The organism is Desulfovibrio sp. 7SRBS1 (assembly GCF_049723905.1).
Classification (GTDB): domain Bacteria; phylum Desulfobacterota; class Desulfovibrionia; order Desulfovibrionales; family Desulfovibrionaceae.
Map to the genome: position 1 here is coordinate 2,411,801 of NZ_JBJKFD010000001.1, position 24,136 is coordinate 2,435,936.

Annotated in this window: 24 protein-coding genes; 12 read left to right on the plus strand and 12 right to left on the minus strand. The window is 56.3% G+C overall.

Going from position 1 to position 24,136, the window contains the following annotated elements:
• Window positions 1-60 precede the first annotated feature (60 nt).
• Complete coding sequence (locus ACI0FJ_RS10965; protein ID WP_424303102.1) at window positions 61-1,161, plus strand: linear amide C-N hydrolase; 1,101 nt, start codon at window positions 61-63, stop codon at window positions 1,159-1,161.
• Between the two features lie 166 nt (window positions 1,162-1,327).
• Here the strand turns inward: ACI0FJ_RS10965 and ACI0FJ_RS10970 are convergent, their stop codons facing one another.
• Entirely contained in the window at window positions 1,328-2,224 is an 897-nt protein-coding gene (locus tag ACI0FJ_RS10970; protein ID WP_424303104.1) for an AEC family transporter, read from the minus strand.
• A 153-nt stretch (window positions 2,225-2,377) separates the two neighbouring features.
• Between ACI0FJ_RS10970 and ACI0FJ_RS10975 the strand changes: the two genes are divergently transcribed.
• Entirely contained in the window at window positions 2,378-3,265 is an 888-nt protein-coding gene (locus ACI0FJ_RS10975; protein ID WP_424303107.1) for a LysR family transcriptional regulator, read from the plus strand.
• Window positions 3,266-3,331: 66 nt separating this feature from the next.
• On the opposite strand, the gene ACI0FJ_RS10980 is transcribed toward ACI0FJ_RS10975, so the two are convergent.
• The 5 genes from ACI0FJ_RS10980 to ACI0FJ_RS11000 all read right to left on the minus strand — a co-directional run bounded on the left by ACI0FJ_RS10980 (window position 3,332) and on the right by ACI0FJ_RS11000 (window position 8,608).
• Window positions 3,332-3,904 carry a UbiX family flavin prenyltransferase gene (locus ACI0FJ_RS10980; protein ID WP_424303110.1) on the minus strand — a complete coding sequence of 191 codons (573 nt, stop codon included), beginning with the start codon at window positions 3,902-3,904 and terminating at the stop codon, window positions 3,332-3,334.
• 473 nt (window positions 3,905-4,377) lie between these two features.
• On the minus strand, window positions 4,378-5,049 hold the full coding sequence (locus ACI0FJ_RS10985; protein WP_424303113.1) for a S1 family peptidase: 672 nt from the start codon (window positions 5,047-5,049) through the stop codon (window positions 4,378-4,380).
• A 2-nt stretch (window positions 5,050-5,051) separates the two neighbouring features.
• Window positions 5,052-5,960, minus strand: coding sequence for a glycine betaine ABC transporter substrate-binding protein (locus ACI0FJ_RS10990; RefSeq protein WP_424303116.1), 909 nt, complete (start codon window positions 5,958-5,960; stop codon window positions 5,052-5,054).
• 24 nt (window positions 5,961-5,984) lie between these two features.
• Window positions 5,985-7,622, minus strand: a complete 1,638-nt coding sequence (locus tag ACI0FJ_RS10995) for a BCCT family transporter (RefSeq protein WP_424303119.1) — start codon at window positions 7,620-7,622, stop codon at window positions 5,985-5,987.
• 335 nt (window positions 7,623-7,957) lie between these two features.
• Window positions 7,958-8,608, minus strand: a complete 651-nt coding sequence (locus tag ACI0FJ_RS11000) for a flavodoxin family protein (protein WP_424303121.1) — start codon at window positions 8,606-8,608, stop codon at window positions 7,958-7,960.
• Window positions 8,609-8,810: 202 nt separating this feature from the next.
• Here ACI0FJ_RS11000 and ACI0FJ_RS11005 point away from each other — a divergent pair, with 202 nt between their 5' ends.
• From ACI0FJ_RS11005 to ACI0FJ_RS11025, 5 genes are all read left to right on the plus strand, one after another.
• Window positions 8,811-9,242: a winged helix-turn-helix transcriptional regulator gene (locus tag ACI0FJ_RS11005; RefSeq protein ID WP_424303124.1), complete on the plus strand. Its 432-nt coding sequence runs from the start codon at window positions 8,811-8,813 to the stop codon at window positions 9,240-9,242.
• Window positions 9,243-9,484: 242 nt separating this feature from the next.
• Window positions 9,485-10,228 (plus strand): (Fe-S)-binding protein, encoded by a 744-nt coding sequence (locus ACI0FJ_RS11010; protein ID WP_424303127.1) that lies wholly within the window; start codon window positions 9,485-9,487, stop codon window positions 10,226-10,228.
• A 5-nt stretch (window positions 10,229-10,233) separates the two neighbouring features.
• On the plus strand, window positions 10,234-11,688 hold the full coding sequence (locus tag ACI0FJ_RS11015) for a LutB/LldF family L-lactate oxidation iron-sulfur protein (protein WP_424303130.1): 1,455 nt from the start codon (window positions 10,234-10,236) through the stop codon (window positions 11,686-11,688).
• Window positions 11,681-12,433, plus strand: coding sequence for a LutC/YkgG family protein (locus ACI0FJ_RS11020; protein ID WP_424303133.1), 753 nt, complete (start codon window positions 11,681-11,683; stop codon window positions 12,431-12,433). Before ACI0FJ_RS11015 ends, ACI0FJ_RS11020 begins: the two co-directional genes overlap by 8 nt.
• 233 nt (window positions 12,434-12,666) lie before the next feature.
• Entirely contained in the window at window positions 12,667-13,020 is a 354-nt protein-coding gene (locus ACI0FJ_RS11025) for a DUF3024 domain-containing protein (RefSeq protein ID WP_424303135.1), read from the plus strand.
• A 234-nt stretch (window positions 13,021-13,254) separates the two neighbouring features.
• On the opposite strand, the gene ACI0FJ_RS11030 is transcribed toward ACI0FJ_RS11025, so the two are convergent.
• From ACI0FJ_RS11030 to ACI0FJ_RS11050, 5 genes are all read right to left on the minus strand, one after another.
• Entirely contained in the window at window positions 13,255-13,539 is a 285-nt protein-coding gene (locus ACI0FJ_RS11030; protein ID WP_424303138.1) for a hypothetical protein, read from the minus strand.
• A 386-nt stretch (window positions 13,540-13,925) separates the two neighbouring features.
• Entirely contained in the window at window positions 13,926-14,798 is an 873-nt protein-coding gene (locus ACI0FJ_RS11035; RefSeq protein WP_424303141.1) for a hypothetical protein, read from the minus strand.
• A 236-nt stretch (window positions 14,799-15,034) separates the two neighbouring features.
• Window positions 15,035-15,556: a universal stress protein gene (locus ACI0FJ_RS11040; protein ID WP_424303144.1), complete on the minus strand. Its 522-nt coding sequence runs from the start codon at window positions 15,554-15,556 to the stop codon at window positions 15,035-15,037.
• A 24-nt stretch (window positions 15,557-15,580) separates the two neighbouring features.
• Window positions 15,581-16,564: an arsenic resistance protein gene (locus tag ACI0FJ_RS11045; RefSeq protein ID WP_424303147.1), complete on the minus strand. Its 984-nt coding sequence runs from the start codon at window positions 16,562-16,564 to the stop codon at window positions 15,581-15,583.
• A gap of 68 nt (window positions 16,565-16,632) precedes the next feature.
• Entirely contained in the window at window positions 16,633-16,851 is a 219-nt protein-coding gene (locus ACI0FJ_RS11050) for a hypothetical protein (protein WP_424303150.1), read from the minus strand.
• An 85-nt stretch (window positions 16,852-16,936) separates the two neighbouring features.
• Between ACI0FJ_RS11050 and ACI0FJ_RS11055 the strand changes: the two genes are divergently transcribed.
• From ACI0FJ_RS11055 to ACI0FJ_RS11075, 5 genes are all read left to right on the plus strand, one after another.
• Window positions 16,937-17,617: a Crp/Fnr family transcriptional regulator gene (locus ACI0FJ_RS11055; protein WP_424303153.1), complete on the plus strand. Its 681-nt coding sequence runs from the start codon at window positions 16,937-16,939 to the stop codon at window positions 17,615-17,617.
• Between the two features lie 49 nt (window positions 17,618-17,666).
• The gene (locus tag ACI0FJ_RS11060) at window positions 17,667-18,278 is read left to right on the plus strand and encodes an HD domain-containing protein (protein WP_424303155.1); all 612 of its coding nucleotides are present in this window, start codon (window positions 17,667-17,669) and stop codon (window positions 18,276-18,278) included.
• Entirely contained in the window at window positions 18,245-19,258 is a 1,014-nt protein-coding gene (locus ACI0FJ_RS11065; RefSeq protein ID WP_424303158.1) for a DUF1566 domain-containing protein, read from the plus strand. Before ACI0FJ_RS11060 ends, ACI0FJ_RS11065 begins: the two co-directional genes overlap by 34 nt.
• Window positions 19,259-19,890: 632 nt before the next feature.
• Window positions 19,891-21,552, plus strand: a complete 1,662-nt coding sequence (locus ACI0FJ_RS11070) for a SulP family inorganic anion transporter (RefSeq protein WP_424303161.1) — start codon at window positions 19,891-19,893, stop codon at window positions 21,550-21,552.
• Between the two features lie 289 nt (window positions 21,553-21,841).
• Window positions 21,842-22,759 carry a sensor domain-containing diguanylate cyclase gene (locus ACI0FJ_RS11075; protein WP_424303164.1) on the plus strand — a complete coding sequence of 306 codons (918 nt, stop codon included), beginning with the start codon at window positions 21,842-21,844 and terminating at the stop codon, window positions 22,757-22,759.
• Window positions 22,760-23,134: 375 nt separating this feature from the next.
• Here the strand turns inward: ACI0FJ_RS11075 and ACI0FJ_RS11080 are convergent, their stop codons facing one another.
• Entirely contained in the window at window positions 23,135-24,136 is a 1,002-nt protein-coding gene (locus tag ACI0FJ_RS11080; RefSeq protein ID WP_424303166.1) for an ABC transporter ATP-binding protein, read from the minus strand.

Sequence of the window (24,136 nt, forward strand, 5' to 3'; positions counted from 1 at the left end):
GCCGATGGCCCCAGGCGCACACCGCTTGGGCCAAAGAATACCCGGGAAACAGGAGAACACATGAAGATCAAACGATTCGCGATTCTGCTCACCATGATGACAGCCATAACGACGGCCATAGCCTTTGCCCCTGTGGCCAATGCCTGCACCGGCATAACCCTGCACGCCAAGGACGGAAGCATTGTCCGCGGCCGCACAGGGGAATTCGGCACACCGCTCAACATTCGCCTCATCGTCATCCCCAAAGGGATTGCAATGGACGGCGGTGCCATCAACGGAGCAAAGCCCAAAAGCTGGACAACCAAGTACAGCATGGTGGGAGTCAATGCCCACGGCAAATCCGCCGCGCTCGACGGCCTCAACGATGCGGGCCTGTCCGTTGCCGCGTTCTACTTCCCCGACTATGCCGAATATCCGGAAGTCTCGGCTGCGGATGACGGGAACGTGGTCAGCCCCTTGTATTTTGTGAACTATCTGCTCACGCATTGCGCCACGGTGGACGAAGTGCGCAAGGCAGCGGGCCACATCAAGGTGGCAGGTGCCAAGCTGAAGGATTGGGGCGGAATCGTCCCTCCGTTTCACTGGATTGCGACCGATAGCTCCGGCGGCTCCATCGTCATCGAGCCGGTCGGGGGCAAACTCGTTATCCATGAGAATCCTCTGGGCGTAATCACCAACTCCCCGACGTTCGACTGGCACATGACCAATCTCCGCAACTTCATCTATCTGAACCCGCTCAACGTACCGCCTGTAAAACTGGACAAAATCGAGTTCAAGCAGCTGGGGCAGGGAACGGGGCTGGGCGGCATGCCCGGCGACTTCACTCCCCCTTCCCGCTTTGTCCGCGCGGCCGTGTTTTCGCAATCGCTCTTTCCCGTAGCCACAGCCACGGAAGCCATGCTCCAGGCCTTCCACATTCTGAACCAGTTCGACATTCCACAAGGAGCTTCCGTGGGAATGGTTGACGACAAGCGCGAGGCAGACATCACCCAGGCCACCGTGGTCGCGGATCTCAAGAACCTCAAGTATTATGTCACCAATTACTATAGCCGCCGGATCAAGATGGTCGATCTTAATCGGCTTGCCCCCCATGGGGACAAGATCATCCAGATAGATCTTCCAAGAAAGGAAACCATCGACGATCTGACGCCGACCAAATAAATCACGGCCCGGGGGCTTGCGATACCCGCGAGTCTCCAGACTGCTGCCAAATCCCGAATCGCACCACCTCAAAAAAACAAGGCCGACGCAAAGGTATCCCCTGCGTCGGCCCTGTTTTTTTACACCAATAAAAATCCCGGCTCGCCCCCTTTTCGGGCTGCCACCATCAGATAAGGCAATATAAGAGCGGCAGCGTTGCAAAGGCCACCACCATCCCCAGGCTCACTGTTGCTGCGGCCAGTTCCGGCAGCAAATTGGCGGCCATTGCCAGGGCACCTGCCGTAACCATGGGCGGCATGCCCGCTTCAAAAATAGCGATATCGGACGACATGCCGTGAAGCCCCAGCAGGCGGCACAAAAGCAGCGCGACAAGGGGAGCCACCATCAGCTTGACCACCAGCCCGATGCCCAATGGTTTCAAGATCATCGGGCTCAAACGTATCCTCAGCTGAAAGCCGATTGCCGTCATAACCAGCGGTGTAAGCATCCCCGCAAGCATCTTCAGGCTTTCCAGAACCGGCGCCGGATACGACCACGACCGAAGCCCCAGCCCTGCCAAAAGCGCCAGCGTGGGCGGAAAAAGAACTGCCCGCCCAATAACGCGGGAGAGTCTGATCTTTGTGTCATTTCCGTACAGAACCAGGATGATCGACCCGTATATGGCCAATATGAGCATCGTGCCCACCTGGTCGTAAATTATCAGCGAGGGAATCCCGCCCTCCCCGAAAAAGGCCATGACCATCGGAACTCCCATAAAAGAGGTGTTGCCGATGGGTATGACGAGAAGAAGCACCCCGATTGCCTGTCTGGACCAGTTGAAAAATTTCCCCGCCCAAAGCACCAACGACGCGGACAAGAGCAGCATCACCCATGGAATGATGGCAGGAAGAATCATCTCGCTCGAAAAGACAACCTGGGGAATTTTGAGGAGAATGATGGCCGGCAGCGCGACATAGAGCGCAAACATATTGAGCACATGCGCCGTTTCCTTGGGAAACACGGAAAGGCGTCTGAACAAGGCACCGATTACGACAAAAACACTAATAAAAATAAACTGTTCCACTTTTGACCTGCCAAATAAGAACGTCAGAAAGGCAGCCTTATAGGTTATCAAAAAAAATCAGTCGACGAGTAATATTGACAATAAGATGTGCAAATATGCACAACACATCTGTCGGCAACCACATTGCGGCAACCGTACAAAGGAGGACTCGCCGTGGAGGCAAATTGGAACGACATACGCTTTTTCCTGTCCGTGAGCAGAACAGGGTCATTCGTGGCCGCGGCGCAGCATCTTGAAGTCACCCACAGTACTGTTGCGCGGAGGATTTCATCCCTGGAAACGGCCTTGCAGACGGAACTCTTCATACGCACCGAAAGAGGCTGCACTCTGACGGCTTCGGGCCATAAATTGATCCCACTGGCCGAGGATATGGAGCGGGCGGCCCTTAATTTTCAGGAGCGTGTCCCGGAAGAAAAAGGGCTGCTTTCCGGTAAAACGCGCATAGGCTGCCCCGACGGATTGGGGAATTGCTTTCTGGCCTTCGAGTTCAAGCCGTTGCAGGAACAAAATCCACTCCTGGAAATCGAGCTTGTCTCGGTTCCCATCTACTACAGCCTGTCCAAAAAAGAGGTGGATATCCTCATCACGGTCAAGAAGCCGACTGCCAAGAAAATAATCGTGGAAAACATCACCAGTTACAAACTGGGTCTGTTTGCCAGCCGGGCGTATATGAAGGGCAAACCGCCCTTATCCTCTGTTGACGACCTCAAAGACCATCCGTTGATAAGCTACATCGACGACCTGCTCTACGATCAGGAACTGCACTTTCTTGAGGAAATTTATCCCCAGGCCAGGACGTGTTTTCGCAGTTCGACGGTTCTGGCCCAAATGAACGCCATAAAAGCCGGAGGCGGAATAGGTGTTGTGCCCTGCTTCATGGCCCGGAAGGAAAACGATTTGCTGCAAGTACTTCCTGAAAAATACGCCCGGAGAAATTTCTGGGCCCAGGTCAATCCGGATTCGAGCAAACTCGCACGTGTAAAAGTCGTAATGGATTATCTGATCGAGAGGGTGCGTTCCAAACAAGAGTTGTTTGTTTGAATTGAAGGAGCAACAGCAGCCCGGACACAAGGACATTCCTTCGAGCCAGGTATGCCCCACTCCGCTTTATTGATCCTTTTCCGGCATCCCGTTCCAGCGGGTAAAAATATCGTTCTCTATGCCCATGCTGTCCATTATCCGCCCCACCATCATGGCGACGAGATCATCAAGGGTTTGCGGATTATGGTAGAAACCGGGGCACGCAGGTACGATGCCCACGCCCAGGCGGGCGAGCTTGAGCATATTTTCAAGATGGACTGCGTTGAGGGGGGTCTCGCGGACAGCAAGAACAAGATTCTTGCGTTCCTTGAGCATGACGTCTGCGGCGCGGCAAAGGAGATTGCCCGCAAGGCCGGAGGAAATGGCTGCCAAAGAGCGCATGCTGCACGGTGCCACGGCCATCACGTCGGCCCGGAAAGAGCCGCTGGCAACCGGAGCCGTGATATCATCGACAGGATAGAGCGCGTGCACCAGAGGACGGACAAGATCTTCTCCCGCGCCGCATTCGTGTTCCAGAACCTTCCAGCCGTACTTGCTGACCGTGGCGTGGACTTCGTGGCCGTAAGCGGCCAGTTCCTGGAGCAGACGCAGGCCGTAGACCGCGCCGCTGGCTCCCGTTATCCCTACGATTATCCGCATATGCACCTCATATGGACCTCCCGACGGATTGCGCGCCCCGTCGCAGTGTAATGGTACCTGTTTTGCTCCCTACCGTTAAGCCCGGCAAAACACCACTTTTAACAGATAACCGGAATGGGCGGCAAAATGCGCCCGCCTTTGCGGCAACGCTGTGTCGCGTCCGTTTCATCCGGACCGAGCATGGCATTAAAAAAAACGATTGATTACAAAGTTCAATCTGGCAGGCTGCTCAAAAAAGTACGAGAACCACAAGACTCACCGTCGTAAAAAAAACTCAAGACCGACGCGTATTTTCAGATATGCGAGGGTTTGAGTTTTTTGAAACAACGACGCTCTCGTGCCTTTGTCAGCAGCCTGAGCGCTTATGGGGAACCATGAACGCTTATTTTTACGAAAATCAGGAGTCGAAAAGAACCGATGGCAGCGACTTGCAGGTGCCCAAAGGCTGTCTGCGCAATACCGTCAGCTGCACACTAAATAATTTCCAGCCCCTCTTTTTCCATGAGCTGTGCCCCGTATTCGATGGACACGGCATAGGAGAAACTGGTGGGCATGCTTCGTTCACTATCGGTGGGGGATGCCTCCAGGCTGTCGAATTGCCCGCTCAGCACACCGATGACACGCATGTCCTCCACATTGATGAGCGGTCCGCCGCAGCTTCCCGGATGTATCCGGCTGTCGAACAGGAGCAAACGGGTATCGTTGGCAGAAAGGATCTTGGCGCTGAGCACGGCCTGCTGCAGGACCTGGCTGTAGATGCAATGAAATCCAAATGCATAGCCCAGGCAGGCAACGCTGGAACCCCGCTCGGTCGTTTCCGGCATTCCAATGACATGGTCGGGCATGTTGATTTCGACATCTTCCTCAATAGCCAGCAGGGCAATGTCGCGTTCAAGGTCTATTTGGGCCACGCGCACCGGAATGGCGCGAAAAGAGGAGCTGCTCACCGGCAGAAAGTCGTCATTGGCTGGGATGGGAACAACCAAAAGATTGTCCTGCCTGGTAAGCGCGTGGGCCACGGTAAGCAGGTAGCCTGCAGGATTTACCAGAAAGGCCGTGCCCAAAAATATGAGCTGCTCCTTCTCATCCATTTTGTACAGGCTCATGCAGGCATTTTTATACCGGGTATTTACATCTTGAAACATTTCTATTCTCCGGAAAGTGAGGCGGGCAACCAGGATTGCACACGTTGTGGATGGGTACGCATCCAGCGCAGGGCTTTGTCGTACGGGAAGAGTCCGTCATCATCCTGTATCCAGAGCATGAGTTGGCCTATCTCGTCGGAAGTCCAATGAAAGTTGTTCAGCACGGCGTAGACTTCCGGATCGTCCTTTTCCAGCCCCTTGCGCACAATGGTACTGATATGGCCGGTTTTGCCGAAAATGCCTTTGGGGTCGTCCAGGAATTTCAAATCCCAGCGGGCAAAGCTCCAATGGGGAATCCACCCGGTAACAACCACCCAGCGCTGATGGCGGATGGCATGGGACAGCTCGGCCACCATGGAAACTTCACTGCCCGGTTCCAGGCGAAACTTCTTGCCCAGCCCGTAGGCCTTGATGGCTTGCCGCGCCTTGCGCATGATGCCCGCTCCCGGCTCGATCCCCACAATGCGATTCTTGTACTTGGCGGCATTGTCCGCCAGCTCGGGAATGGACTTCGTGGTCAGGTAGGTCCGGTTGCGCAGGCCTGTTCCGGTGGTGAGGCGGCCTTCGGTCATGTTGGGAACTACCAGCCCGATGCGGGTGCCTTCCAGATTGGGGCCCAGGTCGAGAACCCTGCCCCCGTATTTGGCAAAATAGGTTTCGTGCGTGTCGGGCAGCCAGGCCGAAAGCATGGCATCCGCCTGCCCTTCGGCCACCATCTTCCACATGCCCTCGGCATCGGTTTCAACCAGGTTTACGGATCGTCCCAGCTTTTTCTGCAGCACGGCCTGCATCAGAGTGGCGCTGGCAATTGACGAGGACCAATCCGCATGGACGAGAGTAATGGGGCCTTTGGCAAAAGCCGAACACACGACCGCGAAATTGAGTAGAAAAACAATGAGTAGCGTACGCATATCTTTTCCCTCGGTGAGAGTGTGTTACCAGAGACGACGATGTCCGAAAGTCTTTCCTTTGGGCAACGGAGTACGCCGAACCTGAAAACGCGTCGGCTGCTTGTCCAGTTCCATGGTGAATTCCTGCGGTCCGCTATAGTCCTTGAGCCCTTTATACAGGGCCACGCACATGCCGAGCAATATGACGGCAAATGGCAACCCCGTGGTAATGGTTGCGGTCTGCAAGGCGACAAGGCCGCCTCCGGCCAAAAGGGCTGCAGCCACCACGCCTTCCAGAAGCGCCCAGAACAGGCGGGAAAGCACGGGAGGATTCGGGTTGCCCCCCGAGGTGATGATATCAATGACCATGGAGCCGGAGTCGGACGAGGTGATAAAAAAGGTTATGACCACGACCACGCCGAGAAAGCAGGTCACATTGCTCAGAGGAAAGTTCTCCAGCATTACGAACAGGGAGATGGGAATGTTCTCCTGTACGGCCTTGGCAAGGCCACCGGCTCCGAACATTTCCAGATAGAGCGCAGTATTGCCGAAAATGGTGATCCACAGGAACGTGATGAAACTCGGGATGAGTAATACGCCCAGAATGAATTCTCGGATGGTTCGGCCATAGGAAACGCGGGCAATGAACATGCCCACGAACGGCGACCAGGCAATCCACCATGCCCAGTAAAAAATGGTCCAGCCATGCTGCCACATGGTACGCTCGTACGTCTCGTTCCAGGTGGAAAGCTGGGGCAGAAACTGGATATAGTAGCCGATGTTTTCCATCACGGCATTGAGAATGAACAACGTGGGGCCGAGGATGAGGACAAACAGCACCAACACACCCGCGATGGTGATATTCAATTCGCTCAGACGGCGGATGCCGCTGTCCAGCCCTTTGACCACGCTCCAGGTGGCTATAGCCGTGATCCCGGCAATGAGCATTATCTGGACCGAGACGGATTGTTCCACGCCCCACAGGTGCCCAAGCCCGGCGTTGACCTGTTGCACGCCAAGCCCCAGAGAGGTTGCCACGCCGAACAGCGTCGCCACCGTTGCCATGATGTCGATGACATTGCCGATGGCGCCGTTAATGCGGTCCCCGAACAGGGGATAAAAGGCCGTGCGGATGGAAAGGGGCATGCCCTTGTTGAACGAAAAGAACGCCAGGGCCAAACCCACTATGGTGTACACCCCCCAGGGGTGCAGCCCCCAGTGCAGAAAGGTGATGTCCATGGCCTTGCGCGCAGCCTCTATGGTGCCCGGTTTGGTAAGGGGGTTGGCCACAAAATGGAACATGGGCTCTGCCACGCTGTAAAAGAGCAGGCCGATGCCCATACCGGCGGAAAAAAGCATGGCAAACCACCCAAGGGTGGAAAACTCGGGCTCGGCATCGGGCCCGCCCAGGCGGATATCGCCAAAGCGGCTTGCCAGCAAAAGCAGCACAAAGACGAGCACGATGTTCATGGTGGCGATGAAAAACCAGCCCGCATAAAGGGACATATAGGACTGCAAGATCTGGAATACATTTCCCAGCAGGGATTGGAAAAAAATGGTCACGGCCACGAACAGAATGACGAGCCCGGCCGAGCCAAAAAACACCCAGGGGTGGATGTCCAGATGATACCATTCGTTGTGTGTGGATTCTGATTCAGAAGTGTCGTGGGCTTGATTGCTCATACGTTTCCTTTTTGCCAGCCTTTTTCAAAGCATAAATGGGCGGATATCAAAAAAAATTTCTTTAATGGCCCATCTCTATGGCGTCGATGCCTGGAAACAAAATGCGCCCATATGCCCAATAGCCTGTCATTATATGGACGGAAACTTATACGTCATCAAGCCACATGGGTCAAGGAAGCCAAAGGATGACTGTATTAAATCACGCTTCCTTGTGTTCCAGAGAACAACTGCTGAGCAAACCATCTTCAATACATAGATCCGCCATTCTGCTGCAGGAAGCCGCTCCCAAACGGAGCGGCCCCCTGCCCCAAAAGGCCAACAGGACAAATGCGAGCCTATTGTACCATCGAGGCCCCAATCTCAAAGGCTTTCTGCTTATCCAGGGGGAATTGCCTCTCCCTGTAGGCCTTTTTTTCCTCTTCGGAAAAGCGTTCCATCTTGTACTTGGAAAAGTCCTCGACCTGGCAGGTATTGTAGGCATGCAGAATCTGTGGTTTGGAAAAGACCCTCTCCACAAAAAGCTCCATGGAGTTCAGCTTGTCCTGAAAATTCATATCCACCAGCTGCTGCTCCGTTACATTCATGGTATAGATGAACGCCGTGGGCATCTTCTTTTTCGCCAGGGAAGAGTGGGCGACATCATAGGCAATCTTGGGGAAGAGAAACCGCTCCAATAACGAACGCAGATGCCCAGTTATGCTATAAAAATAGATGGGACTGCCAAAGATGATGCCGTCGGCTTCCGACAGGCGCTCCAGAACCGGCGAGAGGTTGTCTTTCAGTACGCATTTCCCGTAGCTGGCTCCGCCGTCCCGCTTGCACTCCAAACAGCTGATGCAGCCTTTGTGGTCGTAATCATACACATGGAGAAGCTCTGTCTCCACCTGCCCGTTTCCAGCCTCGCGAGCGCCCTCCAAGGCGGATTCCAAAAGGGTTGCCGTGTTCATCCTTTTTCTTGGGCTTCCATTCACAGCATAAATTTTCATGGCAATCTCCTTCTATTGATCCTGCAGACAGTTGAAATCACGTGGCCGTTTCTTCATTGACTCGTATGTGTAGCAGGCATACGAATAAAAAGTAATATACGCATCTTTTTCTTCCTTACTTTCCCTGGTGTGCGCATGGCAGACCATGCCCCCGCCAAGGGGCACGCCAACTGCCTTGTCGTTACGCAAAGGAAGGGAACGGATGCGACGCCAGCCCATGAAAAACCATGCCCAGGACCCCAATAACATGCCCAAGAAAAGAATTGACGACACCTGCCTTCCCCAAGAGAAGTCGCTTTATTCCAGGGAAGAAAAATGTCCCATCCTCTACACGCTCGATATTATCGGAGGAAAATGGAAGCTGCCCATCATCTGGGCTTTGGCCAAACAAAAAGAGATCCGCTACAACGCGCTGCGGCGGAGTGTGGTCGGCATCAGCAACATGATGCTCACCAAATGTCTGCGGGAGCTTGAGGAAAACGGCATTGTCCAGCGTATGCAGTACCCGGAAATTCCGCCGCGGGTCGAGTACTCCCTCACCGCACGGGGGCAGGAACTTCTGCCCTCGCTGAACAATCTCTATGAATGGGGCAAAAAACAGATAGAATTCACCGGCCTTCAGCAGGCCGAATAACCAGGGGCTTCAGCCCTTTTTCCAAAGAAAAACCCCTCCCCAAAATGACGCGGAAAATCCCCGGACACTCCCCGCCCGCGTCTTTTTTTATTCCGCAGTGTTCTCTTCGGCTTCCACCCTTGCCCCCCGCAATACAGAACCGGCGCGGCAATACAGCCATGCTACGAACTTGCAAGTTCCAAAAGATGGGAGCATCATACCGCCCCCTGTGAATCAACACCTTTCTATCTACAGACTATCGTATGAGAAACCAACACATCACTCTTTTTGTCCAATGCCTCGTGGACTCTCTGCGCCCCGATGTGGGCGATGCCATGGTCCATGTATTCGAAAAACTGGGCGTACCCATGAACTACCCGCCCGACCAAACCTGTTGCGGACAGCCCGCCTTCAACAGCGGCTACCGCAAGGAAGCCGTTACGATGGCCCGCCATTTTCTGGATGTCTTTGAAGATGCCGAGGCCATTGTCTGTCCGTCCGGATCATGTGTGCACATGGTCCGCCATCACTATCTGGATCTTTTCAAGGACGATCCGGCAGCGCTGCTCCGTGCCCGCAGCGTGGCCGAACGGACCTACGAATTCACCGAGTATCTCGTGGATGTGCTGGGCGTGACCAATCCCGGCGAACAGCTGGGAAGCCGCTTTGACGGCAAGGTCACCTACCACGACTCCTGCCACCTTTCCCGGGGCCTCGGCATCCGCCGCCAGCCCAGGCAGCTCATGGAGAACATTCCGGGACTGCACCTTGTGGAAATGGAAGACAGCGACCATTGCTGCGGCTTTGGCGGCACATTCAGTGTCAAATACCCGGAAATTTCATCGGCCATGGTCGAAACCAAGGTTCAGCACATTCTGGACACCGGAGCCGATGTTGTGGCCGGGTGCGACGTCAGCTGCCTGCTGAACATTGCAGGCTACCTGAAGCACATCAATTCTCCGGTCCGGGCCATGCACATTGCCGAACTTCTGGACACCGGAGCGTAGCCGCCATGCAAGAACACAGCAAAAAATCCTACAAAAAGCTGGCCAGGGAAGCCATGGGCAACAAGCGGCTGCAGGCCGCCGTCCAGATGATCCAAAACGGCTACGGCAGAGGCGCCCAGGTGGTATGGGAGAACGAGATGGACCCGCAGAACGTGCGCACAAAGGCCAAGGCGGCCCGTCTGCGCACCCTGGAACATCTCGACATCGTCCTGGAACGGCTGGCGGAAAAAATCCGGTCGCGCGGCGGCCATGTCTATTTTGCGGAAACCGCGGAAGACGCCCGCAACTACTGTCTGGAAGTGGCGCGCAAGCACAACGTCCACCGCGTGGTCAAGGGCAAGTCCATGACCTCGGCGGAAATCGAGGTGGACCGCGTTCTGGAAGCCGACGGCATAGAGGTGGTGGAAACCGACCTCGGCGAGTTCATCATCCAGCAGGCAGGGGACGCGCCCTCGCACATCATTGCCCCGTGCATCCACATGGACCGCCAGCAGGTGGGCAAGCTTTTCGAAGAAAAACTGGACATCCCCTACACCGACGATCCGCCCACCCTTACCAAGGCGGCGCGCAAGGCACTGCGCGAAAAACTGCTGACCGCGGAAATGGGCCTTTCCGGCTGCAACATCGCCTGCGCCGAAACCGGCCACGTGGTGCTGGTTTCCAACGAAGGCAATATCCGCATGTCCACCACCATGCCCAAGGTGCACATGGCCTTCATGGGCATGGAACGCGTGGCCTCCACCCTGGCCGAACACGACATGCTGCTGCGCCTGCTCTGCCGTGGTGCCGCGGTGCAGAAAATAGGCACCTACGTCAGTTTTCTGGGCGGCCCGCGCCAACCGGGCGAACCCGACGGTCCCGAGGAATTCCATCTGGTCATCGTGGACAACGGCCGCATGAAGATGCTGGCCGATCCCCGCTTTCGCGAAGTGCTGGCCTGCATCCGCTGCGGTGCCTGCCTGAACGTCTGCCCCGTGTACGGGCGCATCGGCGGCCACGCCTACAACTCGCCGTACAGCGGTCCCATCGGGGCCGTGGTTACACCGCTGCTCGACGGCGTCAACAAACACGCCGATCTGTGCCAGGGCGAAAGCCAATGCGGCGCGTGCAAGGATATCTGCCCCATGGGCAACGACCTGCCGCGCATGCTTTCGGAACTGCGCCACATGCTGGCCTACGGCGACAGCTATTGGGGCGTCAAACCGGCCAGCCTGTCCGACTCCCTCACCTTCAAGGCCTGGGCCGCGGCCATGTCCAGCCGCACAAAGTACAACGGACTCATCAAATGCGCACGCATGGTGCAAAAGCCGTTCGTCAAAAACGATGCCTTGCGCATGCCCCTTGGCCCGCTGCACAAATGGAACCGCACCCGCACCTTTCCGCCCCTGGCAAAGCAGACCTTTGCGGAACGCTGGAAAACCATACACGCCAAGCGCCAGAAGGAGGCGGGCAATGAATAATCAGGATGCATTTCTGGCCAGAACCCGCTCGGCACTGGGCAAGGTGCGCGAGAATGCGCGGCCCCAAGATGCAAAGAACGGCTACTTCACCTCCGAGGCCGACGACGCCCTTCTGACGCTGCTGGACGGAAGACACCGGACCCGCGACGAACAGCTGGACCTGCTGGCCGTGCTCAAGGAATCCGCCGGACCTCTGAACCTCCAGGTGCACGAAGTGGCGACCATGGCCGATGCCGCCGAAGGCATTGTGGGAATAGCCCGCACCACCGACACGGAATGGGGCGGGAACAAGCAGATAACCACGCACGACACCCCGTTCATGGCCGAACTCGACCTGGCCGCCCGTCTGAAAAATGACGGCATTGCCGTGGAAGTTTCCAGCCTGCAACCGGGCGAGGACGAACTGGCAGGCAAACAGCGCCTGCGCGAACAGGCCATTGCCTCGTACATCGGCGTCACCGGCGGCGATTGGTGCGCCGTGGACTGCGGAGCGCTGGTCATACTTGCCGGACCGGGCAAGGCGCGGGCCACGTCGCTGGTGCCATCGGTCCATATCGCGGTGCTCAGGCTGGACCAACTGACCGCCGACCTCACGGAAATATATGCCCACTTCAAGGAACGGGGCGAACTGCCCATTTCGGTGAACTTCATCTCCGGCCCTTCAAAAACCGCGGATATCGAGGCCACCCTGGTGCACGGAGCGCACGGACCGCGCGAAATGCATATCTTTGTGGTCACGGACTGAACACAAGAAATTCACACAATGCAAAAGGCCCCCGGACGCACAGTCCGGGGGCCTTTTGCATTTGAAGATCCCAACCGAACGAGCTTGGACCAAGGGGAAAGGCAATGCTTTGGCTCTGTTGGATTGACAAACCTGTCGCCCCTTTATCAGCAGCCGGGGTGATGATACTCTGAACATCGGTAATTCAAGGTTGCACAGAGACTCTCCTCAAGTTCCTCACCAAAGGACAGCCCATGGCGTTCAGCGAATTCGAACTGTACCGCTCCCGGAAGATACTTGCGAATTTCTGCAAAACCTACGGGCCGCCGCTCCAAATTCGCCACCAGGTTGCCTGGGGATACTACGTGGACGAACGCGGCCAGAATGCGGATCTGTTCGAAATACGCCCCGACCTTCTGGACACCACCAAGTTCGCCACAAAGCCGTTTGCCAGGGCGAAATACATCAAATCACGCGGGATATGGAAAATTTACTGGAGGCGTGGAAAAGGAAAATGGGCAGCGTATGAACCGTGCCCATACGCGCTCACGCTGGATGACTTTTTAAAATTGGTACGAGAGGACTCCTGCGGCTGCTTCTTCGGCTGACGGCCCGAAACTACCCCGAATTCCCCCGAATTCCAAAATCAAAAAAGACAGGGGGCGCGGCCGTTCAATTCACCGCATCATAAATGCGGCAGTGGGCGCGGCACGTCGCATTAGGGGCATAGCCCGCCTTGTCGCACCTGCAATTGAAAAATTTCCAGAGGCGGGCGAGTCTGAAAACCGCATTTCAGATTGCGGTCTTCCACAAAACAGGGAGCTGTACTTTGTGAAGGGCCCCTACAGGTCGTCCACGCCCTCCAGGAGTTCCATGGCGCGTCCCATGGTGATTCCCATATGGGCACCCTGCAGTTCGGAACTGCTGGCGGCGCCTATTTTGGCAAGCAGTTCGTCGGGATCGTACGACGAGACATTGACGGTATCTGTACCGGTACGAGCCTGAGACACTTCCCCTTTTTCAGAGGTACGCAGCTTGGCGGATGCGATATTCTCGCTCAGGGCTTCGCGCAAAGCCTGCAAACCTTCCAAAGAAGATCCCTGTGTCGAACTGATCTGAAAAGCCATCTTGCGCTCCTTTTTTGCATGTTCGCCGATAAAATCCGGACCGTCTGCACACAATACCGTTCCGGATGAAAAGATCTGATGCTGCCAAATTTTCCGGCGAAATCGTCAAGTTACCGACTGTCCAGGAACCTTTTGCAGCCCTTTGCGCTCATCCGCGCATGTGGTGCTGCTGGTTCCGTTACTGAGTCAGCGGTTCTTTGGATGATTCAATCGGCTGATATTTCAGGGAATTACCAAATATCCCATCTTTTTCAGCCGGGCAGCGCTGTTTTCAGCATTTCGCGCAGTGCGCCCAAGCACACACGCTTATCGGGAAAACATGCAAAAACCAGCCCAATTATCTGCGCCCAGTTCTCTGCGCGCCATTATCTGCAAAAACAAATTTCCTATACGCCGCATCCCTCCCCGGCAACGGTTTCCATATACTCCCGGACCTTCTTTACGGGCAGGTGTTGGAGCATGGCATCCAGACATGCAGCATGGCTGTAATGATGAACCAGCCCCGCTGACGGAAGCACGGCATACTTGTGCTCCCCCTGCAACACAGAATTCACAATATATTCATCCACAACCGGACTCCCATCAATCCGACTGCACGGAAAGGGAAGCATTTTTTCAATCATCTTCCTGCTGTACAATACACAATTGATGATGATGTTGTCCGTGTAGAAGTATTTTTGGAGAAAAGAGTCTTTATACTTATTCATAAAACCATCGGAAACAACAGCGTCCCACAGTGCAATATGAAACGCTGGATCGTCGTATACTTTGGAATTTTTTGCCAAATTATAAATTTCAGGGGAATAATTCCTCAAAAAACTATGGAGGCATACACGGCCTGTTATACTCACAGGGCTTATGCATCCAGCCATAAGTACATCTTCAGTATCTTTGTGCAGATTATATGCAGACAACAGATGGTCCAACCAGTATGGAGTAACAAACACATCCTCGTCTATTTTTACAACACCTGCATCAGCATGCTTTTTGATGAGAATATTTTGCGCCTGCATAACCGCAGGGACAAGCCCTCTGGGACTACAATGCACAACATCAACATGATCATACTTTTTTGAAAAAGAAATGATGCTTTCCATATGATCTGCATCAACTTCATTTTCAAGAATATAAATTTTTTCAAATCGATGTATATTTGTGAATTTTTCCAAACACCATACACAGAGATCAAAACAATCTTTTCTATGTGATGTAAGGAGAACAAGCGCAGGATGGGTAATTTCAGGCTCTGTCGTTTGCATTGGCCCTCTTTTACGTTTTCAGTTGGCGTATAACGACCAGCCTATGCCGTAAAAGTATCAGAGACAAGTACAATAAAGTCGCTTTATTGGAGATTTCCAGTCCCCCTTCATACACCCTGAAAAATGCAGTGGGCAGCCGGAAACTCCTTTCCCCTGCCTCCCAAGGTGTCAAAATGCCGCATAGCCGGGGCCGCATCCCAAACGGACACGGCCCACAGGCTCTTAACTCGCCTTACTCAGACGTTTTTCTTTTCCCGAGACGTCAGCGGCACTACCATGACAGGCACGGGGCAGTGCTTTACAACCTCCTGGGCCACGCTCCCAAGCACCAGCCCGAGTACGCCGCCCTTGGCATGGGTTCCCATGACCACAAGGTCGAAGCCGCCGCTCTCCACCTCTTTCAAAATCTCCTCGGCCGGATCACCGCTCACCACGTGCACGGCGGCCTGGGCAAAATGGGCAGGGGAAGCCAGACGGTCGAACTCCTGCGCGGCCATGGTTTCCAGCCGTTGGTGGATGGCCTGCGCGGCCTGGCCGGTATCGCCCTTGTCCAGCCAGTGCGACGCCTCCTCGCCAAAGGCCTCCTCCAAATCCAGCCCCGCCTGTTCGCTGAACATTTCCAGGGAATCGGGCAGCACGTGCAGGACGGTCAAATCCGCGCCGAACCGTTCGGCAACCATTGCCGCATGGCCAAGGGCGTGCAGGGCCGAGGAAGAAAGGTCGGTAGCGTAAAGTATCCGGGTAATTTCGGGCAGCATGTTCGCCTCCTTTGGCACCGCCAATCAGGCGGTCTGTTGTTCGGTGCTCTGGCGGCCGAACAGGTTCGGGGTCAGCTTGACGTACCAGGCAGCCGACTGCACCTGGATGATGTAGGCCGCAGCCACCACCAGGGCGGCGTCCGCGCCCTGTTCACCAAAGGCGTTCATGGCAATAGCCAGGGCAATGGACAGATTGCGCATGACCGACCCGTACACCATGGCAATGGCGTCGTTTCTGGGCAGAAGCCACCTGCCCACCAGGGTGCTGAGGGTAAAGTTCACCGCGTACAAAATGACCAGGGGAACGAGAATTACCAGCAGCAGGGACGGCGAATGGGCAATGGTGCGCGCCTTGAGCGCCAGGGCAACAAACACGATGCCCAGCACCCCGATGGTGGACAGGGGCGGAAAACGAGGCCCGATGAACTTTTGAAAATGTTCCTGCCCGTTTTTACGAACCAGCCAGCGCTGGGTTGCATAGCCCAGAACCATGGGCAGAAAGACGATGAAGAAAATCTGCTTGAAGACCAGCCCCACGTCCACGGCAATGCTCTCGCCCATAAGGACCTGCACATACAGCGGCGTCAGCAGCGATCCGCCAATAAGCCCCACTACGGTCATCTTGACGGCGGCGGCCATGTTGCCCTTGGCAAAACCGGTCCAGGAGATGGTCATGCCGCTGGTGGGCAACAGCCCGGCCAGAAGCAGCCCAAGCGCCATAAAGGGCTTATCCGCAAAAAACATGCGGCCGATGCCCCAGGCCAAAAAGGGAATGACGGCAAAGTTCACGAACTGGGTAATCAGCTGGGCCTTGCCGTCGCCCCCCTGAAAAACCTGCCGTATCTTGAGCGTAACCATCATGGGGTAGACCATGAGAAAGGTGAACGGGATGATCAAGTTCCGAAGCCATCCGGCATTGGTAAAGATGCCAAAGACAAAGCCCAGCACCATCATGGTGGGAATGGCCAGGGTGAGGTTTTTGGTGATTTTCCGTAATACGTGCCACATATCAGTCTCCGTTTTCAGGTGCGGGGCCCAAGGCCCGTGCCGCGCGGCTTGATGAACCGCCGTTTGGCTTATTCGTTACCGGAATCGCCCATTTCCATTGCCCGGCAATCCGGGTCGGAACAGCAGGGCGCGTCCTCGGTGCGGTAGGTCATAACGCCGCTGCGCACCGGTTCGACAATAAAGCGGTTGTCACACTTCGGGCAGTCCGCGTACATTGGCGCATATCCGCCCGCATGGTCGACCGATTGGGCCGCATGGCAATATGGGCATTGGACTTCGTACTTCATGGCAGATACCTCCCGTATGGTTTCGGGCAGAATGCCGCAGAACAAAATTAGGCACATTGATTCCGATCAATGGGAGAGAGAAAAAATGACCGTTACGGAAAAAATAAGGGCAATACGGGCAATTCCCCTGTTCTCGAAGCTCGACGACGGCCAGGTGGAAGCCCTGGCCAAAGCCGCCACCATTGAAACCATTCCCAAGGGGGGGCTGTACTTCAGCGAACAGAACTCGTCGTTGGGGTTTCACATCCTTGTTTCCGGGCGGGTGAAACTTTTCAAAATGGCGGACGACGGCAAAGAACAGACCATCTTTCTGTTCGGACCGGGCGAGCCCTTCTGCCTCTGCTCCATGTTTTCCGACGGCAAGCTCCCGGCCAGCCTTGCCGCCCTGGAGGAAAGCCGGGTGCTGGTCATCTCGCCCGACCATTTCGAGCAACTTTCCGCCCAAGACCCCTCCCTGCTTTTGACCATCATGCGCGTGCTGTCGTACCGTCTCAAGCAGGCCATGGACATGATCGACGCCCTCTCCCTCAAGCCGGTGCCGTCCCGTTTGGCCGCCTATTTTCTGACGCACGTCCAAGACGGACGCGTTCACCTGGGCATTACCCAGCGGGAATTTGCCAAGGTTATCGGCGTAACGCCCGAAGCCCTGTCCCGCGCACTCAAGCGCATGGCCGAAGCCGGGCTGATACGGCAACAGAGCGACCACATCGAGCTGGCGGACGTAGACGGCCTGCTCGAATGCCGGGAAAGCGGCTGCACCATCTGAGGCCTCGCCAAACAACAAACACGGCGCAACACGCCCTCTGGGAGTCTCCATGAATCCCCCCGATGCTTCCATTGCCCAAGATACGGACGTCTTTCCCCTGCTCGATTTTCTGCGCCGGGCCGAAGCGCTCAAAACCACCTTGCGCACGGCCAGACTTTCCTCGGGCCGTCAGGAAAGCACGGCCGAACACAGCTGGCGGCTGTGCCTCTTCGCCATGCTGGTGCAAAAGCACTACCCGGCCCTCGACGCCCTGCGCGTGCTGCAACTCTGCGTGGTGCACGACCTGGGCGAGGCCATCCACGGCGACATCGCCGCCCCCGACCAGCTAGGCCAGCACGAATCCAAAAGCGGGCAGGAAAAGACCGATCTGATAGACCTGCTGCGCCCCCTGCCGCAGGAGATGCAGGCCGAACTCCTGGACCTGTGGGAAGAATATGAATATGCCCGCAGCCCGGAAGCACGGCTGGTAAAGGCCCTGGACAAGCTGGAAACCCTGGTGCAGCACTCGCAATGCAGCCAGCCCGAATCCGTTCTTTATGATTTCAACCTGACCTACGGCGAAAAATATACCGGACTGGACGAGTTCATCCACCAATTCCGCGAAGCCGTGGACATGGAGACACAGGCATGTCTGCTGACTCGAATGACCAAGGCTATCTGAACACCGGGCAGAGCCTCTGCCACGATGCAGACGGCCAAGTGATGGACTGCGCCGGCTCCGGCCAGGACGCGGAGTTCGGCCCCGGGGCCGCATGGCCCGAACCTCGGTTTACTGTGCAAGACGATGTGGTGCGGGACAATCTGACCAGGTTGGAGTGGACGCGCAACGCGCTGCTGCCCGGCTTTCCCCTGGCCTGGAGCGAGGCCCTGGACTTTGTGGAAGAGCTGAATGGGAAAAATTATGGCGGCCACGCGGACTGGCGTTTGCCCGACCGCCGGGAAATGCGCAGCCTGATAAGCTACGGCGCACGGGTTCCGGCCCTGCCCCCGGACCATCCGTTCACAGACATGCGCTCGGCCTGGTTCTGGACCGCCACCACCTATGCGGGCGATCCCGACTATGCCTGGTACGTGCACACGGAAGGCGGCCGCATGTTTTACGGGCGCAAGGACGGCTACTTTCTGGTGCTGCCCGTGCGCGGGCAAAGTCCGCTGCTTCCGGCCACAGGGCAGACAACTTCGTACGACGAGTCCGGACCTGATGACGCCAGGCGGGACGACACCGGAAACAACACCCCCTGGCCTTTGCCCCGCTTTGTGGCCTCCGACGATTCCGTTCTGGATAAACTGACCGGGCTTACCTGGACCCGCAACGCCAACCTGACAAACGGCACCGTAAACTGGGAAGAGGCCTTTGCCCTGGCCGACCGGCTGAACAGCGAACATCACGCCGACTGCACAGGCTGGCGCCTACCGACCATCAACGAGCTGGAAAGCCTTGTGGACGCCTCGCAGACCGTTCCGGCCCTGCCTGCCGACCATCCTTTCACCAACACAGGGGAAGTGTATTGGTCGTCCACCAACAGTGCGTTCGAGCCGGACTGGGCCATGTGCCTGTACCTGCACAAAGGTGCGGTGGGTGTGGGGTTCAAGCGGGGGGAGCCGTTAAACGTGTGGTGCGTTGCATCATCAGGCGGCTGAAAAAGGCACGATAACGGCGTTGCTTCGGAGACCCCGACCCCTCGCGTATATAAAAATACGCGTCGGTCTCGAGTTATCCTCCCGCCTTGTTCTCATACCTTTTTCAGCCGCCTGCCGGAGAATGTATACACTCTGTTGCTATCAAAAAACTAAGGCAAATGGCACTGGCACGATAACGGCGCTGCTTCGGAGAACCCGACCCCTTGCGTATATAAAAACGCGTCGATCTCGAATTATCCTCCTCCCTTGCTCTCATACCTTTTTCAACCGCCTGCCGGAAATTTATACGATCTGTTGCTATCAAAGAACTAAAGCAAATGGCACCGCTTGGGAGACCCCGCCCCCTCGCGTATCTGAAAAATATGGTCGATAAAGAAAATTTTCAGGCTGGTGTGGCGGGCTTTCCAGACGGGCCATGCGCTTTTTTCCCGCGGACGATGCGGCCTGGCAAACAAAATCAAAAAAAATAGCCAAAAAAGTAATAAATTCCACCCCCTTGACAGATGTGCGACTCCATGTATAGGGCCTAGCCCTCATTTCTTCCGCGCGAGCCTCCAGACTTCGGCCCTTCACTACATTCCGGCCTCTTGCCTGCGCCCCACGGAGTAACCACATTAAACCGGGGTCACTTCATGTCCTTTTTTCATATATCCGGCCTTCAACCCTATAGACCTGCCAGTTTCAAATTCCTGCGCAAAGGGTATTCCCTGCCCAACCTGCGCAGCGACCTAGCCGCCGGTGTCACGGTGGGCGTGGTCGCCCTGCCCCTGTCCATGGCCTTTGCCATCGCATCGGGAACAACGCCCGAACGGGGGCTCTTCACGGCCATTGTTGCGGGTATCATCATGGCCCTGCTGGGCGGCTGCCGTTTTCAGATCGGCGGTCCCACCGGTGCATTCGTTATTATCATTTCCGACATCATTGCCCGCCAGGGATACGACGGGCTTGTGATCGCCTCCCTCATCGCCGGGGTCGCCCTGGTGCTGATGGGGCTGCTGGGCATGGGCAAGCTGCTCAAGTTCATCCCCTACCCCGTTACCACAGGCTTTACCTCGGGCATCGGGGTGCTCATATTTTCCTCGCAAATAAAGGACTTCTTCGGCCTGCCCGTGGCCAACATGCCGTCCGACTTCATCGGCAGGCTGCACGCCTGCGCCCTTGCCCTGCCGTCATTGAGCGTCCAGACCTTGTGCCTTGGGCTGCTGACGCTGCTGACCATGCTTGCGGTGCGCAAATACATTCCGCGGGTTCCGGCTCCCTTTGTAGGCATTGTGGTCGCCACGCTGGGCGCCTGGGCGCTGGGGCTGGACGTGGAGACCATCGGCAGCCGTTTCGGCGGCATTCCGGCCAGCCTGCCGCACCCCAACACTACCCTGGACTTCAACGTGGACATGCGTTCGCTTATTCCGGACGCCATGACCATTGCCGTGCTGGCAGGCATCGAATCCCTGCTGAGCGCCGTGGTGGCGGACGGCATGAGCGGCGAACGCCACGATTCCTCCACCGAACTGGTGGGGCTGGGCCTTGCCAACCTGGGATCGGTGCTGTTCGGCGGCATCCCGGCCACAGGCGCCATCGCCCGCACGGCCACGAACATCCGGGCCGGTGCCTATTCGCCTGTTTCCGGCGTCATCCACGCCCTCACCCTGGTCTTTTTCGTGGTGGCCTGCGCGCCCCTGGCCTCTCTCATCCCCCTGGCGAGCCTGGCTGGCGTGCTCATGCTGGTGGCCTGGGACATGAGCGAACCGTACAGGTTCAAACGGGTGCTTTTCGCGCCCCTGTCCGACTCGCTGGTCATGGTAACCTCCTTTGCTCTGACCGTGTTCGTGGACCTTACCGTGGCCGTGGAAGTGGGCGTGGTGCTGGCCGCCATGTTGTTCATGCGCCGCATGAGCGAAGTTACGGACATCCACCTGCTGGATACCGGCCTGCCCGACGAGGAAAACTACAACGCCAAGACCAACCGCCGCAAAATCGTGGTGTATGAAATAACCGGCCCCCTGTTCTTCGGCGTGGTACAGCGCTTTTTGGGCGTAATGAAATTTACCCGTGAAAACCCGGAAGTGCTGGTGCTGTGCATGCGCCAGGTGCCGAGTATAGACGCAACCGGCGTGGAAGGACTGGAAACGGTTATGAAAAACGCGGAAAACCGCGGCATCCGGGTCATGCTTTCCGGGGTCACCCCCGCGGTGCAGGATGTGCTGAACCGCATCGGCACCGTGGACAAGATAGGGAAAAACAACATCTTCCCGGACTTTTCCACTGCCGTGGCCAAGACCATTGCCGCGCACTAACACGGGAAAAACCAACCGGTTTTCCGCCACAACGCAATAATTCCGCCGGGTCTGCCGCAAGCAGGCCCGGCCAATAAAGGCCCGTAATCTTTTCAACACCCTGTGGAAAAGACATCATAACGCGCTCTTGTCATGCCTTGCAGGGCCGGTTTTTAAAGAAAAAACTGTCCTCCCCGCCTTCCCTTTTTTCCCCAAAGTATTTATTCCGAAAACTTGCCTAAACCGATTCTAATAAGATAAATTCTTTTTTGATTTTTTAGTTTCAGTCTCAGTTTGAGAGAGGAAAAAAATGGACTGCTCCATTTACAAAGATTTGCTCGAAACAATCACCGACGGCGTCTACTTCGTCGATCTCCATAGAAAAGTGACATATTGGAACAAATCCGCCGAACGCATAAGCGGATATGCTGCCCAGGAAGTTCTGGGCAGCTACTGTGGTGACAATATTTTACGCCACGTCGATGACAAGGGGAATCAGCTGTGCCTTCGTAGCTGCCCCCTGTCCGCAACAATGAAGGACGGGGAAAAAAGAAATAGAAATATTTATCTGCACCATAAATTGGGACATCGCGTTCCTATTTCCATACAAACACTTCCCATGCGGGACGCCGAAGGAAACATCACCGGAGCAGCAGAAGTTTTCGCCCCCCATGAAAACATACATATGTTCAGCGAAATAAGCCAACTACGCCAAGAAGTGCTGACCGACCCCCTTACCGGAATAGGTAACCGACGGTATGCCGACATCACCCTGGAACGGCTGGAACAGCGCATGCGGACCCACAACGTCGCCTTTGGCGTATTATTCATAGACATCGACAACTTCAAACGCATCAACGATACGTGGGGACACCACGTAGGCGACCAAGCCTTGAACATGGTGGCCAAAACCCTGACTGCGGGGCTCAGGCCGCTGGACGTTACCTGCCGCTGGGGAGGGGAGGAATTCGTCGTCCTGATCAACGATGCGACCAACGAGGTGCTGGAGACCCTGGCTGAACGTCTTCGCATGCTGGTGGAACAGTCCTGGATGAACCACCAGAACAAAAAGGTCCAGATGACGGCCTCCATTGGCGCAGCCCTTTCCGGTCTGGAAGAACCCGCCCTTTCCGTTGTCCAAAGGGCGGACAAGCAACTCTACCTGTGCAAGAAATCAGGACGCAATTGCATTCATATGGACGGGAAAAAAATCTGTACATGCCAGTAGGGCCGCTGCCGTCACAAAAACCGCCGCACACCACGTCAGCCAGATCCACTCCCCCGGCATAAAAACAACTGTTTGGGGTACCCCTTCGCCCAATTCCCCCCATGCCCCCGGCGAAACAGAGGATTGCCAGCTTCGCCCCTTTGCTCCCTTGAAGACCGGGGCACAAGATTGAGAGCCCCTGAATGATCAATACGAGCGGCTATTGTAAATAACCGTTCGCACTCCAAAATTCTCCTCCCTTTCCCCCATACGAAACGCCCACGGAGCATGCTCCGTGGGCGTTTCGTATGGGGATAACGTGGGGGTTCGGGGGAGATCATCTCCCCCGGCCGCCGGAGGCACTTCTTCTTTCCTACTCTTCCCCTTCTGCTTCCCCTACCCGTCCAGATGACACCTGGCCCAGCGGCCCGGCGCAATTTCCCTTGTCCTGGGCACTTCCTGCCGGCAGATGTCCATGACATGCGGGCAGCGCGGATGAAAATGACACCCGGCTGGTGGGTCGAGTGGCGAAGGAATCTCCCCGAGCAGCGGGGCAAAATCCACGCCGCGCTTGTCCAGGCGGGGAATCTCGTTGAGCAGCGCCTGGGTGTAGGGGTGAAACGGCGCCTCGAACAACTCATCCACCGGCGCGGATTCCACAATACGGCCCAGATACATCACGGAAATGCGGTCGGAAATATGCTCCACCACGCCCAGGTCGTGCGAGATGAAGAGGCAGGTCAGGTTGTATTCCTCGCGCAGGTCCATAAAGAGATTGAGCACCTGGGCCTGAATGGAGACGTCCAGGGCGGCAACGGATTCGTCGCAGACCAGGCACTCTGGCTTTACGGCCATGGCCCGGGCAATGCCGATGCGCTGCCGCTGGCCGCCGGAAAACTGGTGCGGGTAGCGGCTCTTGTAGCCGGGGTCCAGGCCGCACTGTTCCATGACGTGGTCCAGATAGTCGTCCAGCTCCCTGGCCGTGGTCAGGCCGTGGTACAGCGGGGCCTCGCCAATGATCTTGCGCACGCGCTTGCGCGGGTTGAGCGAGGCAAACGGGTCCTGAAAGATCATCTGTACATTGATGGAATAGTCCAGCTTTTGGGCCGGGGTCATTTCGGCCACATCCTGGCCCTTGTAGAAGAGGCTGCCCTCGGACTGCGGGAGGATACCGCTGATGATGCGCCCAAGTGTGGACTTGCCGCAGCCGGATTCTCCCACCAGGCCGACCACCTCGCCCGGATCAACGTGCAAATTGACGCGGTCCACGGCCTGCACCCGCTCCTCGCGCAGGTTGGAGCCAAGACGGCGGGCAATTTTACCGGCAAAGTCGAGTTTTTTCTCGAAAACCCGGCTGATGTCCCGGCACTGGATAAAAGGCGTTTTGGAATCAGTCAT